Raw genomic sequence first — 15338 nt, 5'->3', positions numbered from 1 at the left:
AAATAATCAAGAAAGCCAAAAATTATAGGGGGAAAGTTGTGAAGGAAAATAAGAGTTTAATAAGTTTTTTAGGAGTGTTTATTATGTTGTTTTCTTTTTGTTTTCAAGGAAATGTACAGGCAGATGTAAATACTGTTCAATCTGGAAAAATCAAATCAGGAAACGTAACAGTATGGGAAGTTGGAAATGTAGCGAAAGTATTAGCGGATGTGGAGCGCTTAAATTTAAATACAGTAAATGTACCGATTCAAGTGGATATCCCAAATGTGACTTCTACTAACATGGTAATTAATCAAGCGCAAAAGCAACAAGCTATTATTTTAATTCAAGAATTATTAAAGCGTAATATTCAAGTTATAGTGGAACCGTTCCCGTATATTCAGCAGGGGAATGTTGGAGAGACAGAATGGAACCCAAGTAACATTAATGATTTCTTCTGGAATTGGAAGACGGTTATTCTGCAAGATATTTTTAATTCCATTACAAGTAAATACAATGTGTATGGACTAAAGATTGCTTCTAATTTCGTGAATATGGAGTATGCAGAAGGATACTGGAGCAATACAATTGATTTTGTTCGTAATCAGTATAAAGGAAATGTTTTGTATCAAATGAACTGGTGGTTAACAGCAAGCTGGGATCCTTCTTATGAAGCGAAGTTTAAAGAGAAAATCAATCGCCCGTATTTAAAAAAGGTGGATATTGTTAGCATAGACAGTTGGTTTGAAGTTTCAGGAAAAAGAAATCCAACATATGAAGAAGTGAAGCAAAGTTTATTTGCGACAACAGTATATAATCGTGGGCAAAATGTTGTTCAGCAATTGGAACAATTACATAATGCAACAGGAAAGCCAGTTTACTTCGGTGGATTTAACGTTCCAGCACGTGAACTTGGATTACAAAATCCATGGAATCCAGATGTTTCAAATGTGTTTTCAAAAGATGTACAATTAAATGGATGGCGTGCTTACCGGGATGTATTAGAACCGAAACCATATTTTAAAGGTTTTTCCATTTGGTTTATTGGCTCTAATGATAGTACACATGCGTATCAAATACATAGTAAAGAAGCAGAGGCAGTTATTAACGGGTGGTACCGAAAATAATTTTTATAAAATAGGTAAGTTTTGAAGTTTACTACATATATTTCTAGTGAAAGGCCTTTCACCATCTTATCACCTAGGGGGCAATCATAATGAAATTTTTGTCTTACCTTACAGTAATTTTGGTGATTCTCGGCGGTTTGAATTGGTTATTTGTAGCGTTAGATTACAATGTAGTTGAGAAATGGTTTGGTTCTATGCCGGCGCTTGTGGACACTATTTATTGGCTCTTTGGTCTTTCTGCTATTTATCAAATTTTTGATCGGTTCTTTACGAACGACTAGCTATTATTATTCTATTATTAGAGTGTTAAGTGCGATTATGTACTTAACACTTTTTTATGTATATATAAAAAGTCTGCACTTGCAAGCGATTCCATCGCGTCTTGCGCCGTAATAATAGAAAACAAATTGACCATATATTATATTTCAGGTTATAATTCAGAAAGTTTAAAAAATAATCGAATGAGAAATAGGGAGGTTATGAGGGTGATGGAGAGAGTCTATAATTTTTCAGCAGGACCATCAATACTCCCTTTGCCAGTTTTAGAGAAAGTGCAAAAGGAGCTATTAAATTATAACGGGACAGGCATGTCTATTATGGAAATGAGTCATCGATCTTCTTATTTTCAAAGTATTATAGAGGAAGCGAGTAACTTACTTCGTGAATTAATGAGCATCCCTGATGAGTATGAAGTTTTATTTTTACAAGGCGGTGCATCATTACAATTCTCTATGATACCACTGAACTTAATGAATACGTATAAAAAAGCTGGATACGTACTAACTGGCTCATGGTCTAAAAAGGCACTACAAGAAGCCGAAAAAGTTGGGGAAGTACAAGTAATTGCTTCTTCCGAGCAAGAGAAGTTTACTACGATTCCTAAACTGGACGGTTTACTAAGCGATGAAAAACTAGATTATGTACATATTACAACGAATAATACAATTGAGGGGACAAAATATGTGGATATTCCACATGTAGAAAGAGTGCCGCTCGTTGCGGATATGTCTTCAAATATTTTGTCAGAACAATATGATGTTTCGAAGTTTGGTCTTATATACGCGGGAGCACAAAAAAATTTAGGACCAGCGGGCTTAACGATTGCTATTATAAAAAGAGATTTAATTGGGGGAGCAGATCGCTCTTGTCCGACAATGTTAAATTATGAAACTTACAGTAAAAATAACTCCTTATATAATACACCGCCATCCTTTAGTATTTACGTAACAAAACTTGTACTAGAGTGGTTGAAAGAGCAAGGCGGAGTATCTGCGATTGAAGAACAAAATAGAATGAAATCTTCACTTATTTATCATTTTTTAGATGAATCTAAATTGTTTACTTCACCAGTTGGTCCTGCGTATCGATCACTTATGAACATTCCATTTACAACACCGTCAGAAGAACTTAACAATGAGTTTTTACAAAAAGCGAAGGAACGCGGCCTTGTTACGTTAAAAGGACATCGCTCAGTTGGCGGTATGCGTGCCAGTATTTACAATGCGATGCCAGCACACGGCGTAAAACGATTAGTAGATTATATGAAGGAATTTGAGCTTGAGAATAGATAGGGAGATGGGGATATGTTTCGTGTTCAAACGTTAAATCAAATTGCAGAAAAAGGTTTGCAAGTTTTTACTGAAGAACGTTATGAAGTAGGAGATAGAATCAATCATCCAGATGGAATTTTGCTTCGTAGCTACTCTTTACATCAAGAAGAGTTTTCAAAAGACTTAAAGGCGATTGCAAGAGCTGGCGCTGGTGTAAATAATATTCCTGTCGAGCGATGTACAGAAAAAGGAATTGTAGTATTTAACACGCCGGGGGCAAATGCTAATGCAGTAAAGGAACTCATTATTGCCAGTCTTATTATGTCTTCACGCAACATTATTAATGGTGTAAGTTGGACGAAAAACTTAGAGGGTGAAGAAGTACCACAGCTTGTTGAATCAGGAAAAAAACAATTTGTTGGATCAGAAATTGCAGGGAAACGTCTAGGTGTTATCGGACTTGGCGCAATCGGTGCTTTAGTTGCGAACGATGCGTTAGCGTTAGGCATGGATGTTATCGGATATGATCCTTATATTTCAGTTGAAACAGCTTGGCGTCTTTCTACACATGTGCAAAGAGCATTTAGCCTTGATGAAATTTTTGCAACGTGTGATTATATTACACTGCATATTCCTCTTACGAATCAAACGAAGGGGATCATTGGGGAACACGCTGTAGAGAAGATGAAAAGAGGGATGCGTCTATTTAATTTCTCTAGAGGAGAACTTGTAGATGAAAAGGTTCTTCAAAAAGCATTAGAAGAAGATATTATTACACATTACGTAACGGATTTCCCGAATGAGAATGTAATAAAGATGAAAAATGTAACAGCGACGCCTCACCTTGGTGCATCAACGTCTGAATCGGAAGAAAATTGTGCAGTAATGGCGGCGCGTCAATTACGTGAATATTTAGAGACAGGAAATATTCGTAACTCAGTAAATTATCCAAACGTAGAATTGCCGTATATCGGAAAGAAACGAATTACAATTATGCATCAAAACGTCCCGAATATGGTAGGGCAAATTACAGGATGCTTAGCGGAACATCATATTAATATTGCCGATATGATTAATCGTAGTAAACATTCTTGGGCATACACAATGATTGATATCGATAACGGAATTGATGATATAATAAAAGAGAATATTGTAGAAAATATAAGCAAAATTACAGGTGTTGTAGCCGTTCGAATGATTGTGTAAAGGAGAGAGGAATGTGGCAAAAATACGACCGTTTCGGGCCATTCGTCCAGTAGAGGAAAAAGCGGCACAAGTGGCAGCTTTACCGTATGACGTATTAAATAGTGAAGAGGCAAGGGAAGTTGTAAAAGGGAATCCATATTCTTTCTTGCATGTTGATAAAGCAGAAATTGATTTAGATCCTGAATTGTCACCGTATGATGATCGCGTGTATGAAAAAGCGGGCGACAATTTAAAGCAATTTATACGAGAAGAAGTGTTCATACAAGATGAAGAGCCAGCGCTATATATTTATGAACTGACGATGCAAGGAAGAACGCAGTCAGGCCTTGTCGTTTGTACATCTATTGATGAGTATGAAGATGATACAATTAAAAAACATGAAAGAACACGTCATGAAAAAGAACTAGATCGTATTCGCCACGTAGATGTGTGTGACGCAAATACAGGTCCGATATTTTTAACTTACCGTACAAAAGATGAAGTAAAGCATTTAATTAGAAGCTGGAAAGAAGAGCATGCGCCAATTTATACATTTACAGCAGAAGACGGTGTAAAGCATGTTGCGTGGAAGATTGCAGATGAAGATGTAATTACGACTTTAGTAAACGCATTTGAAGATATTCCTAATCTTTATATTGCAGATGGGCATCACCGTTCTGCATCAGCTGCAAAAGTAGGACTTATGAGAAGAGAACAATATCCAAATTACACAGGAGAAGAGGAATTTAATTTCTTCTTATCGGTTCTATTCCCTCATGATGAATTATCGATTTGGGACTATAACCGAGTTGTGAAAGATTTAAACGGTTTATCAGAAGAACAGTTTTTAAAACAAATCAAGCAATACTTCTATGTAGAAGAAGCACCTGTTTCTCCGTATAAACCAAATGAACCAAAAACATTTGGAATGTATGTAAATGAGAAGTGGTATAAGCTTACTGTGAAAGAAGAAACATTCGATGCGAATGATCTTGTTAGAGGTTTAGATGTATCTATCCTGCAAGATCATTTATTAAGCCAAGTACTTGAAATACATGATCCGCGTTCTGATTCACGCATTGATTTTGTTGGCGGAATACGGGGGTTAGAAGAACTAGAACGCCTTGTGAACAGCGGCGAATACAAAGCAGCATTCGCATTATATCCGACATCTATGGAAGATTTATTAGCAATCGCAGATGCCGGAGAAGTCATGCCGCCGAAATCAACGTGGTTTGAACCGAAACTGCGTAGTGGGTTGTTTGTTCATTCGTTAAAGTAAATATTGACTTCTATAGTTTTGAAAAACCGAAATGATTATAGTTTCGGTTTTTCTTATTTATAAAGTGTTTTTGAGGAGGGGTATAGATGAAATTGCAAGTAGGCGAAAAAATCACCTTTGAGCGAACTTTTACGAAAGAGGATGTTGTTTTATTTACGGAAGTATCGAAAGATGAAGGTGTTCATCATGTTACACCAGATGAGCAGGGGAGATTTGTTGTACAAGGACTGTTAACATCAACGTTGCCTACAAAAATTGGCGGTGATTATAACGTACTAGCTCGCAAGATGGATTTTGAATTTGTACGTCCTGTTTTTAGCGGTGATACGATTCGTTGTGACGTAACTATTGAACAATTTGAGCCCGATGAAAAAAATCGTACAAAAATTATTGCGATGTTTATATGTAGGAATCAACTTGAAAAAGAAGTTATGCAGGGGAGTTTTTCTGGGATTATTCTTTAGTTAGTAGGAAAAGTAATGAATAGGTGGGGGGCACATGCCTCTCGGGCTTAGATTTTTAATTCCCCCCATAACGAAAATTTTATGCATTGCTGGATACTGATAATAAGACGTTATGTAATATACTCTGTTCTTTTCTTAGCTAATAGAAGAATAGTTGAATAAGCTTGTCAACAAAAAAAGGACATTCCTAGTATTATAAGAAATGTCCTTTCCACTAAATTATAGGATATTTTGCTGGAATTCAAACTCTAAAATTAGTTTACTAGTTTGACCTGTAAACTGATAATTATAGGACCCTCTCAGATTTTCTAAGTTACCAGTAGCTTTAATAATTGTTCCTGGGGAATTTAGATTTCCTTTATCGAATATTCCTTGCTCTATAGCTGTAAATGTTCCTTGTTGCCCCTTATAAATTCCTTCAAAGTGTAAAAATCCAGAAATTTTAGCAGTAGCCAAGTGACCATCATTTATATTTAAATCTAAATAATATAATAAATATTCAACAAAAGCTTTTCCTTTTAATTCACCATCAATTTCATATTCAACATGGGCAATATTAATAGGGAAATCTTTTCTAGTATCATCGATTAGTTTTTCATCCCATTTACTTACTGTAAATGTTACTTCCATACACGTAATCTCCCTCCAATTATATACTTTTAAAAAGTATCAATTCACAGTCATATCTCATAGGAGTGTTTTTATTTATTCCACGCCACTCTCTAAAATAGAGAAAGACCCATTTTCACAATCAATTTCTGCCATCGCACCGTAAGGTAAAATAAACTTCGGCTCGGTATGACCAAAATTTAAATTATAAAGAATCGGCAAATCTTCTAAGTTATGTTCTTTCATAACTTGCAGTATTTCGTGTTTATATTCTTCATAATACATTTCGTCTTTTGGCTTACCAAAAATGATACCTTTTGCTTTTTGGAGAATGCCTTGCGCTGCATAATTTCGTAACCAATACTTTATATAACTTGGTTCTGGATGATCTTCAGAAGTTTCAAAGAAGATAATACTATCCTCCCAATGTTTTTTCTCAGGCCAAAGTTCTGTTCCTTTTGCAAATTCCAATACTTCTATACAACCACCAATTAAGCGTCCTTGTAAGGTAGTAGAGCCTTGAAGTAGTTCATAGCCATTGTTTTGTTGCATCGTACGCCTTGTATCTTTATTTACCTCTATCCATTCTAAACGCTCACTCGTCCATTCATGAGCTGGTTGAATTTCGCCAATTGTCTCATTTGAAAAGAGAGTCCGATTTACCATTTCAACCGTATATGGATCCATCTCTATATTTTCGGCAAAATCAGTTAAAATTGCTGGACCGTAAAAAGAGGAAATTCCTGCTTTATGACAAAACAAGTGTGAAATGGTAACGTCAGAGTACCCCATAAAAATTTTCGGGTTTTCACGTATTACATTAAAATCTATATAAGGAAGTAAGCGGATGCTATCTTCACCGCCAATATTCGCAATAATTGCTTTCACGCGTGTATCTTTAAATGCTGTCATTATATCTTCCGCACGGGCCTCTGGGTTGTTATAAAGGTATTCGCTACCTTTTAAACTATTTGGCATTGGGATAATCGTAAGACCAAAAACTTCTTCTAATCTTTTTACTCCTTGCTCATATCGCCATCTTATTTCAGAATCACCTGCTCCTCCCCATGAAGGACTTACTGTCGCCACAATATCTCCTGTTTGTAACCTCTTTGGTTTTATTAACATGTTAACTCCGCTCCTACATAATGTAATGGACTACGGCTATACAAACCGTAGCGCTGAAAAATATGATACATAACATTAGCTTCTTCATCATCAACAATTTAACCTGCTGTAACTCGAGAATCTAGTCTCATTGTTGTATATTTAAAAGTTACAGTATGCAACATTGCATAAGAAAGAGGGTTGATATTTTCTACAACCTGTAACTATAATAGTTACAGATTGGTCGTATCCAATCAAAAATAAAATCATCATGAATGGAGATGTTTCATAATGTGTATGAAAAAAATAATTTTAGCAGGTGCTTTAGGTATCGCAGCATTATCAGGAACGAATGTACCAGGATTAGAACTAACAAAAGCGAGTGCAGCTTCTATTGAATCGAATTTTTCGACGTTAGAAGGACGAGTAGTAGAAGTAGATAACGGTGTGATTGTTGTAAAATCTAAGCAATATGAGGAACCTGTTAGTGTGTATATTGATTCAATTTCAAACGTGAAAGTAGGAGATGAAGTAAAAGCTACTGGATCTATGATGCGTAATTTTACAGAATATATGGTTGCAACTGCAGTTGAAAATACAACAAACAAGTTGGGTATGCACATGAAAGAAGACGGTTCTCCTGATTATGTAATTGGGAAAGTATCAAAAGTAGGAACGATGGAAGATGAGGGAGAAGGTTCTACTAAATATGTCGTAGTTGAATATCCATCGCTAAATGGGAAGAAAGATATTATTGATGTTTTCTTAACGAAGGGACAAGTATTTAATATGGGTGAGAAAGTGAAAATTGATATGAAGTATGTGGGCTGGGGTGGAAGTTCTATTAACTGGAACACAGTTGATCATATCGAAAAAGTTTATGAGGTAAAGAGCAACGTTGAAAATAATGATGATGTTTGGATTTGGTCTTAATTAGAATTCTGTAAATAACAAATGTATCATGCAGTACCCATTGAATCATCATATGTATGATAATTCGATGGGTACTTTTTTGTTTTATGTTTTTTTGAGAATAACGGATTTCCGATTAGAATATGATGTTAACACTGGAGCGAAGGTGAAAAAACAATATGGAAAGAGGTGTTTAAGGGTGGAGCGAGATGAGGTTTATTTACGAGCTAAAAAAAGAATGGAGAATTTAAAAGCATTTTACATTCATTTAACGGTTTATATACTAGTGAACTTAATGCTTTTTTTATAAATATAAGCTCTGATTCAAGTAAATTATGGTTTGTATATCCACTTGCAGGTTGGGGGATTGGTATCGTTATACACGGATTGACAACTTTTCCATTTGGGATATTCGGAAAAGAGTGGGAAGAACGAAAGATTAAAGAATATATGGAGAAAGATAAGTAAATTTATTTCAATGCGTGAATATAAAATTTCATATGAATCTTTATGATCACACGCTTGAGGCGAAGCCTATTCTATAGCTTCGCCTATTTGCTTTGTATTCGAAGTTTGTGCGAGTGAGTATTCATATTCATTTTTAAGCGTCAATTGCATGTGAAATCAAAAATTTAGTTGTAGTACATAATAAATACAGTTATTTTACTTTCTTAATTACAAGTGGATATAGGATAAAGTTGATTTATCATCCTATATTAAAATAAAAACAAACCACTGTTCGATTTGAATATTCCGCGATATAATGGTGAGAGTTTATGACAGAATAAATATTTACATAAGAAGTGAGGTACTGTATGAAAAAAAGAACGACAGACATTATTTTTATTATTATTGGTGCATTTCTTTTTGCGTTAGGTGTCAATTTGTTTGTTATCCCGAACGAGTTTGGTGAGGGTGGAGTAACAGGTATCACGATTATTACGTACTATTTATTTGAGTGGTCACCAGGTTTAGTTAACTTAATTTTAAATGCGATTTTGTTAATAGCTGGTTATAAATTTTTAAATAAGATTACAACAATTTATACGATTATCGCTGTAGTTACGAACTCGCTATTTCTTCATTTGACAGAAGGCTGGACGATTGCTTCGGATGAAATGCTTGTAAATGCCATTTTCGGAGGAATATTTATTGGGTGCGGGATTGGTCTTATTATTCGCGTTGGTGGAACAACTGCAGGTACTACGATTTTAGCAAGGATGACGCATAAATATTTAGGCTGGAGCATTAGCTACGGTCTACTGTTCTTCGATTTAATTGTTGCGTTTTCATCTTATTTCATCATTGGTGCAGAAAAACTGATGATAACAATTATTATGCTATATGTAGCAACGAAAGTGATGGAGTTTGTAATTGAAGGTTTAAATCCGAAGAAAGCCATTACGATTATTTCTGATAACCCGAATGAAATAGCTGGGAAGGTAACTACCTTAATGGGCAGAGGGGTTACTGTGTACTCAGGTCATGGCTATTACACGAAAACTCCGAAGGAAATTCTTTATGTTGTTATTAATAAGCAAGAAGTAGTGAAGCTAAAGAGGATTGTTCAAACTACGGATCCAGCTGCGTTTATCGCTATACACGATGTTCGTGACGTATTTGGAGAAGGATTCGTTGATATTTCTAAAGCTTAGAACTTATTTTTCATTAAAATAATCTTAATACTAAAACGTAAGAATCTATTTTGAATAATCTTTTTTCAAAATAGATTCTTTTTTATTAAACACCATTCACTTTAAGTTCAAACTTTTACATTTTAAAGAAAACTGCCGATAGAACGCTCCAGTCGGTTCTTTAATTTTGAAATGTGAGAGTTGAATAACGATGGATTATATGTGATTTTTTAATCTACTCCCCATGAGTTCCGCCATTTGTTTTGCATCTGGATTTTCTTCATCGTACAATTTCTCAATAATGTTAATATAATCCGTCTTATTTCGATTTTGACTTAATTTATATGCAGCCTGGATGTCTCCCACCTTAATCTTAAATCCAACTATACCTTTCAGTTCATTTTCTAAGAGAGTAGGGGAAAGTTTATCCCATAATACTGGATTTTCACGATGTTCTTCATATTTTTTCAGCATTGTTGTTAATTCATCTATTAATTCCTCTTTACTTAAAATACTTGCTTTACCATATATATGGACCGCTTGATAATTCCATGTTGGAACTTCTTCATGTTCATACCAAGAAGAAGAGATGTAAGAGTGTGGTCCTTGAAATATTACAAGAACATCTTCACAAGTTTCAAATGTTCTCCACTGAGGATTCCCATAAGCCATATGTCCAGTAATAAAATAGTCATCACCTTGTTTAGTTAATCCAAAGGGCAAATGAGTTGCGATTGGTTTTTCTTTTTTTGTTGTGACGATTGTTCCAAAAGAGTTTTTTTGAACAAAATCCCAAATTTCATCAACATTTGTGACTTTAAAATACTTTGGAATATACATAATAGCCCACCTTTCAAAAAAAGTTATATGAGTGTTTTGATCATTATAAGGTCAACTTGTTCGTCATCGCCCATATAAAAGGAATGAGAGCCAGCTTGTACAAAACCTAATTTCTTATAAAAAGCAATAGCATTTTCATTTTTCTCCCATACGCCTAGCCAAATATTCTTTTTATTATGTTCTATTGCAATTTCAATAGCATTATTTAGTAGATATTTACCAAGACCATGTTTTTGAAAGGAGCTCTTTATATAAATTCTCTCTACTTCAAGTGATTCATTTCCCATTTCTTCAGACTGAGCATCATCAATATTGATCTTTAAATATCCAGCAATTTCATCGTTAAAGTAGACAAAAAAGAATTGAGAAGAGATATTGGATAATTCTTTTTCTAATTGTTTTAAGTTAAATGCCTTTTCCAAATAGTGATTCATACTTTCGGGTGAATTCTGATGTTTAAAAGTCTCATTAAATGTTTCATAACTAATATCTTGAATTCTGTGTATATCTTCAAGGGTGCACTTTTCTATATGTGTAGTCATTTGAATAGTTCGCTCCTTTATATAATCAATAATTTCTCTTATTTCCCTTTTTTACAAATTCCCAATCTTTTTCTATATTTTTTCTTACTCTTTGAAGAAGATTAGAAATAGTTTCCGCTTCTGTTTCCGAAAATCCCTCTAATGCAACAGTATTTGAATAATCGTTTTCTCTTTTAATAAAAGGATAGACATTTTTCCCTTTTTCTGTTGGGAAAAGTTTTTTGATTTTCTTGTTAGATTCATCTTCTTTCTTTTCGATAAATCCATTGATTTCAAGCTTTTTGATAGCACGGGCTGCGGTTGTACGATCTACTTTTATCATCTCAGATAGCTTTTCTTGAATGATTCCTGGGTTTTCACATATTCGCACAAGGTACAAATACTGACCTTTTGTAAGCTCATATTCTTTAAATTCTATATTACTAATAGAATCTAATGCCCTTGCAATCATGCCAATTTCACGAAGAATTTCTTTCATAATGAACTCCTGATCTTTTGTTTTTATTGCAAATGCAACAATTTGAAGTTACATTTAATATAAAATATTTTTATTGTAAATGCAACAAAAATGACGATGAAGAGGTTGATTAAAATGAAGTATGTTTTTTATGTATTAGGAATTTTAATATTAACCCTTGGTATTTCTTTCACAATACAATCAGATTTTGGCACTTCACCTTTTGATGCACTTTTAGTGGGACTTTCTTTAAATGTGGGGCTTACTGTGGGAAGCTGGGAAATAATAATAGCTTTATTATTAATATGTTGTAATTCGATATTAAAAAGACAAAGACCAGAGGTACTAGGGTTGTTAACAGCATTCATAACGGGTATTGGTATTGATGTGTGGCTATTTTTATTACGCAATTTAATTACACCTGAAATATGGTACAGTAAAATGATTTATTTTGGAATCGGATTAGTTATTACAGGATTAGGAACTGCAATATATTTACAAACAAATTTTGCTCCCATTCCAATTGACCGATTAACTTTAATCATACAAGAATTAACTAGAACGAATATCTTTATAGCACGAACATTTATTTACCTTATATTCTTAATAATGGCAACGATTTTACATGGACCAATTGGTGTTGGAACTATATTAACTGTTTGTTTAGGTGGGTTATTACTGAATTTCTTTATGCCACTTACTAAAAAAGTAATAGATCACTTATTTGTACACCAGAGTACATCACCAAGTTATAAGAAAAATAAAGCAGCTGACCACAATGATAACAAAAGCATTTTCTAAGGAATCCTTTTCTTTTTCTTGCAAAAAATCCAATTGTTTCTTAATGTAAGGATGTAGAAGGATGAACAAGAGAGGGTTTAATGAACATGATACATATTTTATTAGCTGATGATGATAAGCATATTAGAGAGTTATTGCATTACCATTTACAAAAAGAGGGGTTTAAAGTTTTTGAGGCTGAAGATGGAAAGGTAGCGCAAGGCGTATTAGAGAAAGAGAATATTCACCTTGCGATAGTAGACATTATGATGCCGTTTGTTGATGGCTATACGTTATGTGAAGAAATCCGGAAGTATCATGATATACCGGTTATTTTATTAACTGCAAAGGATCAGTTAGTCGATAAAGAAAAAGGATTCATTTCGGGTACAGACGATTATATTGTAAAACCATTTGAACCAGCGGAAGTGATTTTTCGTATGAAAGCTTTATTACGTCGCTATCAAATGCTGAGTGCTGACATTATTACACTCCACGGAACGACAATTGATCGTAAAGGTGTTGAAGTGAAGTGTAACGGGCAGACGATTTTGCTTCCTTTAAAGGAATTTGAATTGTTATCGCAACTTGCTAGTTATCCTGGCAGAACATTTTCAAGAGAAGAGCTAATTGAATTAGTATGGGGAATGGATTTTGAAGGAGATGAACGAACGGTTGACGTTCATGTAAAGCGGCTGAGAGATCGTTTTTCAAAACGAACGGATGATTTTCAAATTACGACAGTGCGCGGACTCGGGTACAAGTTGGAGTTGAAATAAAATGAAATCACTATATTCTAGATTTGTTTTTATGACAGTCGGTATTATGCTTCTTAGTAGTATTATCGGTTTTTTATTAACGAATGTATATTATCAAGTGAAGTTAAAACCGTATAACAGTGAAAAGATTTTAAAGTATGCTGAGGAAGTTAAATCGTTATATGAAAAGCAAAGTGAAGAAAATCAAGAGGCGTACTTACATTCTATTGCGAAGCTAGGATATGAAATTTATATTGTCGATGATCAAAAGAATGGAAAGCGTATCGGTAATGCGTTTCGTAAGACTTCTATTAGCGACGATACAGTTCATAAAGTATTGCAAGGAGAAACGTTTAATGGTGTTTCCACCTATCCAACGCGCCTATTTATTACAGGTTTTTTCGATAATGAATTAATTAATAGCGTTGGTGTACCAGTGCAACACGGTGATAAACAGTACGCATTATTTATTCGTCCTGACATTCAGAACCAATTTGGCGAGATGAGGATTTTCTTAGCAGTATTACTTGGGTTTATCGTACTATTAAGTATTATTTTTATAGCGATTGCAGCAGGTTATATTGTTCGCCCAATCCGTAAATTTACGAAGGCTACGCAAAAAATTGCGAGTGGAGAATATAAAATTGAATTAGACGTAAAACGAAAAGATGAAATAGGAACGTTATCTACAAGCTTCCAAAAGATGACGAAAAGTATAAAAGAACTAGATGAAATGAGACAAGAATTCGTTTCGAACGTTTCGCATGAATTTCAATCACCGCTTTCTTCCATACAAGGATTTTCGAAGACGTTGCAAACAGAAAAGATGGGCATGGAAGAAAGAAATCATTACTTACAAATTATTGAGGGCGAAAGTAAGCGAATGTCTAGTTTATGTAAACAGTTACTTACGCTTGCTTCACTAGATAAAGAAGAAAAAGTTCTACAAATAAAAGAATTCAATTTGCAGAAGCAAATTAAAGACGTCATTTTTATGCTCGAGTGGAAATGGCGTGAAAAAGATATCGCTGTTGAATTTGATGTGCCGGACATTACAATTCAAGGTGATGAAAATTTACTTCATCAAGTGTGGAGTAATATTTTTACGAATAGCATTAAATTTTCAAACGATGCTGGGACGATTGAATTTTTTGTTGAAGAGCTAGAATCTAATGTCATTATCTCTATATCTGATAACGGAATCGGTATGGAAAAAGAAGAAATGGATCGTATTTTTGATCGTTTTTACAAAGTAGATACAGCAAGGGCAAGAAACATAGAAGGTAGTGGCTTAGGATTATCGATTGTGCAGAAAATTGTTGAACTGCATCATGGAAATGTTTCGGTGTATAGTACGAAAGGTGAAGGGACTACTGTTCGGGTGGAGCTTCCCAAATAGATGGAAGAGGCTGTTTGGAAACGGCCTCTTCTTTTTTTGGCGCTAGTATACGTGTAAAGTGAAAAAATGTGCCCCATTTTAATTATATAATCGGATGAGTTTATGGAGTGAGATCAGGAGGAAGTTTATTTAAAAATGTAGAATCCCTACAGAGTTATAAGGGTTTTATTAAAACTTGAACCGTGTAGGGAGGAAATTAATTTGAAACGAACTGACTTGTTATTAAACGCACTAGATTCAACATTCGATAAAGAGAGTTGGTATGCACCGTTTAAACATGCTATAGAAGGACTTACAGCCGAACAGGCTATGTGGAAACCATCTGGTGAGGAAACGAATACCATTTGGGAGAACGTTAATCATCTCATTTATTACAAAGAGAGGCTTGCTGCAAACTTGGAAGGTCATGAATGGGCACATAACCTTGACGGTAATGACACTTTTTATCTTACTAAGCAATCTAATGATGACACGGAATGGAAGGAAGTCGTTGAACGTTCTGAAAATGCTCAGCGTAATTTAAGACAGGTATTGAGCGTGATTTCTGAAAAAGAGCTTGAACAAAATTCACTTGAAGAGAAATTACTGGACATCATGCTTCATGATGCTTATCATACAGGCCAAATTATTCAATTAAGGAAAATGCAGGGGGCATGGCCAGCAAAGCGTTAACGGAACGTATTAGTTATTCCATTAAAGGGTGCTATTTTGCA

At 34.5% G+C, this 15338-nt stretch carries 17 protein-coding genes and 1 pseudogene; 13 read left to right on the top strand and 5 right to left on the bottom strand.

What is annotated here, in order from left to right; translation table 11 throughout:
* Window positions 1-38 precede the first annotated feature (38 nt).
* The 6 genes from JFU02_RS05110 to JFU02_RS05085 all read left to right on the top strand — a co-directional run bounded on the left by JFU02_RS05110 (window position 39) and on the right by JFU02_RS05085 (window position 5587).
* Window positions 39-1106: a glycoside hydrolase family 113 gene (locus JFU02_RS05110; protein WP_000662242.1), complete on the top strand. Its 1068-nt coding sequence runs from the start codon at window positions 39-41 to the stop codon at window positions 1104-1106.
* A gap of 89 nt (window positions 1107-1195) precedes the next feature.
* Window positions 1196-1387, top strand: a complete 192-nt coding sequence (locus JFU02_RS05105) for a DUF378 domain-containing protein (RefSeq protein ID WP_000670801.1) — start codon at window positions 1196-1198, stop codon at window positions 1385-1387.
* Window positions 1388-1594: 207 nt separating this feature from the next.
* Entirely contained in the window at window positions 1595-2677 is a 1083-nt protein-coding gene (gene serC / locus JFU02_RS05100; protein WP_201070269.1) for a 3-phosphoserine/phosphohydroxythreonine transaminase, read from the top strand.
* A gap of 12 nt (window positions 2678-2689) precedes the next feature.
* The gene (locus tag JFU02_RS05095) at window positions 2690-3862 is read left to right on the top strand and encodes a 3-phosphoglycerate dehydrogenase family protein (protein ID WP_000490228.1); all 1173 of its coding nucleotides are present in this window, start codon (window positions 2690-2692) and stop codon (window positions 3860-3862) included.
* Window positions 3863-3875: 13 nt separating this feature from the next.
* Window positions 3876-5123: a DUF1015 domain-containing protein gene (locus tag JFU02_RS05090; RefSeq protein WP_016111584.1), complete on the top strand. Its 1248-nt coding sequence runs from the start codon at window positions 3876-3878 to the stop codon at window positions 5121-5123.
* Window positions 5124-5209: 86 nt separating this feature from the next.
* Entirely contained in the window at window positions 5210-5587 is a 378-nt protein-coding gene (locus JFU02_RS05085; protein WP_048544764.1) for a hotdog family protein, read from the top strand.
* Window positions 5588-5806: 219 nt separating this feature from the next.
* On the opposite strand, the gene JFU02_RS05080 is transcribed toward JFU02_RS05085, so the two are convergent.
* A complete protein-coding gene (locus tag JFU02_RS05080; protein ID WP_097820447.1) occupies window positions 5807-6217 on the bottom strand; it encodes a DUF3224 domain-containing protein in 411 nt (136 codons plus the stop codon).
* A 75-nt stretch (window positions 6218-6292) separates the two neighbouring features.
* Window positions 6293-7324, bottom strand: a complete 1032-nt coding sequence (locus JFU02_RS05075; protein WP_061666915.1) for a S66 family peptidase — start codon at window positions 7322-7324, stop codon at window positions 6293-6295.
* 270 nt (window positions 7325-7594) lie between these two features.
* Here JFU02_RS05075 and JFU02_RS05070 point away from each other — a divergent pair, with 270 nt between their 5' ends.
* The 3 genes and pseudogenes from JFU02_RS05070 (at window position 7595) to JFU02_RS05060 (ending at window position 9870) form a co-directional block, all read left to right on the top strand.
* Window positions 7595-8236: a F0F1 ATP synthase subunit alpha gene (locus tag JFU02_RS05070; RefSeq protein ID WP_000335913.1), complete on the top strand. Its 642-nt coding sequence runs from the start codon at window positions 7595-7597 to the stop codon at window positions 8234-8236.
* Between the two features lie 178 nt (window positions 8237-8414).
* Window positions 8415-8683, top strand: a pseudogene (locus JFU02_RS05065) (2TM domain-containing protein).
* Window positions 8684-9030: 347 nt separating this feature from the next.
* Entirely contained in the window at window positions 9031-9870 is an 840-nt protein-coding gene (locus JFU02_RS05060) for a YitT family protein (protein ID WP_000747488.1), read from the top strand.
* A 195-nt stretch (window positions 9871-10065) separates the two neighbouring features.
* Here JFU02_RS05060 and paiB read toward each other — a convergent pair whose 3' ends face one another.
* The 3 genes from paiB to JFU02_RS05045 are packed head-to-tail and all read right to left on the bottom strand — an operon-like array spanning window position 10066 to window position 11709.
* Window positions 10066-10689 carry a protease synthase/sporulation negative transcriptional regulator PaiB gene (paiB, locus tag JFU02_RS05055; protein ID WP_000275825.1) on the bottom strand — a complete coding sequence of 208 codons (624 nt, stop codon included), beginning with the start codon at window positions 10687-10689 and terminating at the stop codon, window positions 10066-10068.
* 23 nt (window positions 10690-10712) lie between these two features.
* The gene (gene paiA, locus JFU02_RS05050) at window positions 10713-11231 is read right to left on the bottom strand and encodes a spermidine/spermine N(1)-acetyltransferase (protein WP_061666917.1); all 519 of its coding nucleotides are present in this window, start codon (window positions 11229-11231) and stop codon (window positions 10713-10715) included.
* 25 nt (window positions 11232-11256) lie between these two features.
* Complete coding sequence (locus JFU02_RS05045; protein WP_000658986.1) at window positions 11257-11709, bottom strand: MarR family winged helix-turn-helix transcriptional regulator; 453 nt, start codon at window positions 11707-11709, stop codon at window positions 11257-11259.
* A 114-nt stretch (window positions 11710-11823) separates the two neighbouring features.
* On the opposite strand from JFU02_RS05045, the gene JFU02_RS05040 reads away from it, so the two are divergent.
* From JFU02_RS05040 to JFU02_RS05025, 4 genes are all read left to right on the top strand, one after another.
* The gene (locus JFU02_RS05040) at window positions 11824-12489 is read left to right on the top strand and encodes a YczE/YyaS/YitT family protein (RefSeq protein WP_097889028.1); all 666 of its coding nucleotides are present in this window, start codon (window positions 11824-11826) and stop codon (window positions 12487-12489) included.
* Window positions 12490-12569: 80 nt separating this feature from the next.
* Window positions 12570-13247, top strand: coding sequence for a response regulator transcription factor (locus tag JFU02_RS05035; protein ID WP_001055963.1), 678 nt, complete (start codon window positions 12570-12572; stop codon window positions 13245-13247).
* A 1-nt stretch (window position 13248) separates the two neighbouring features.
* The gene (locus tag JFU02_RS05030; RefSeq protein WP_061666919.1) at window positions 13249-14625 is read left to right on the top strand and encodes a sensor histidine kinase; all 1377 of its coding nucleotides are present in this window, start codon (window positions 13249-13251) and stop codon (window positions 14623-14625) included.
* Window positions 14626-14826: 201 nt separating this feature from the next.
* Window positions 14827-15297 carry a DinB family protein gene (locus tag JFU02_RS05025; protein ID WP_086406986.1) on the top strand — a complete coding sequence of 157 codons (471 nt, stop codon included), beginning with the start codon at window positions 14827-14829 and terminating at the stop codon, window positions 15295-15297.
* The last annotated feature ends 41 nt before the right edge of the window (window positions 15298-15338 follow it).

The sequence above is a fragment of the Bacillus sp. TH13 genome, assembly GCF_016651175.1.
In the GTDB taxonomy this organism is placed as follows: Bacteria; Bacillota; Bacilli; order Bacillales; family Bacillaceae_G; genus Bacillus_A; species Bacillus_A thuringiensis_S.
The sequence above is the reverse complement of the archived record's forward strand: the minus strand, read 5'-3'. Positions and strand labels throughout refer to the sequence as shown.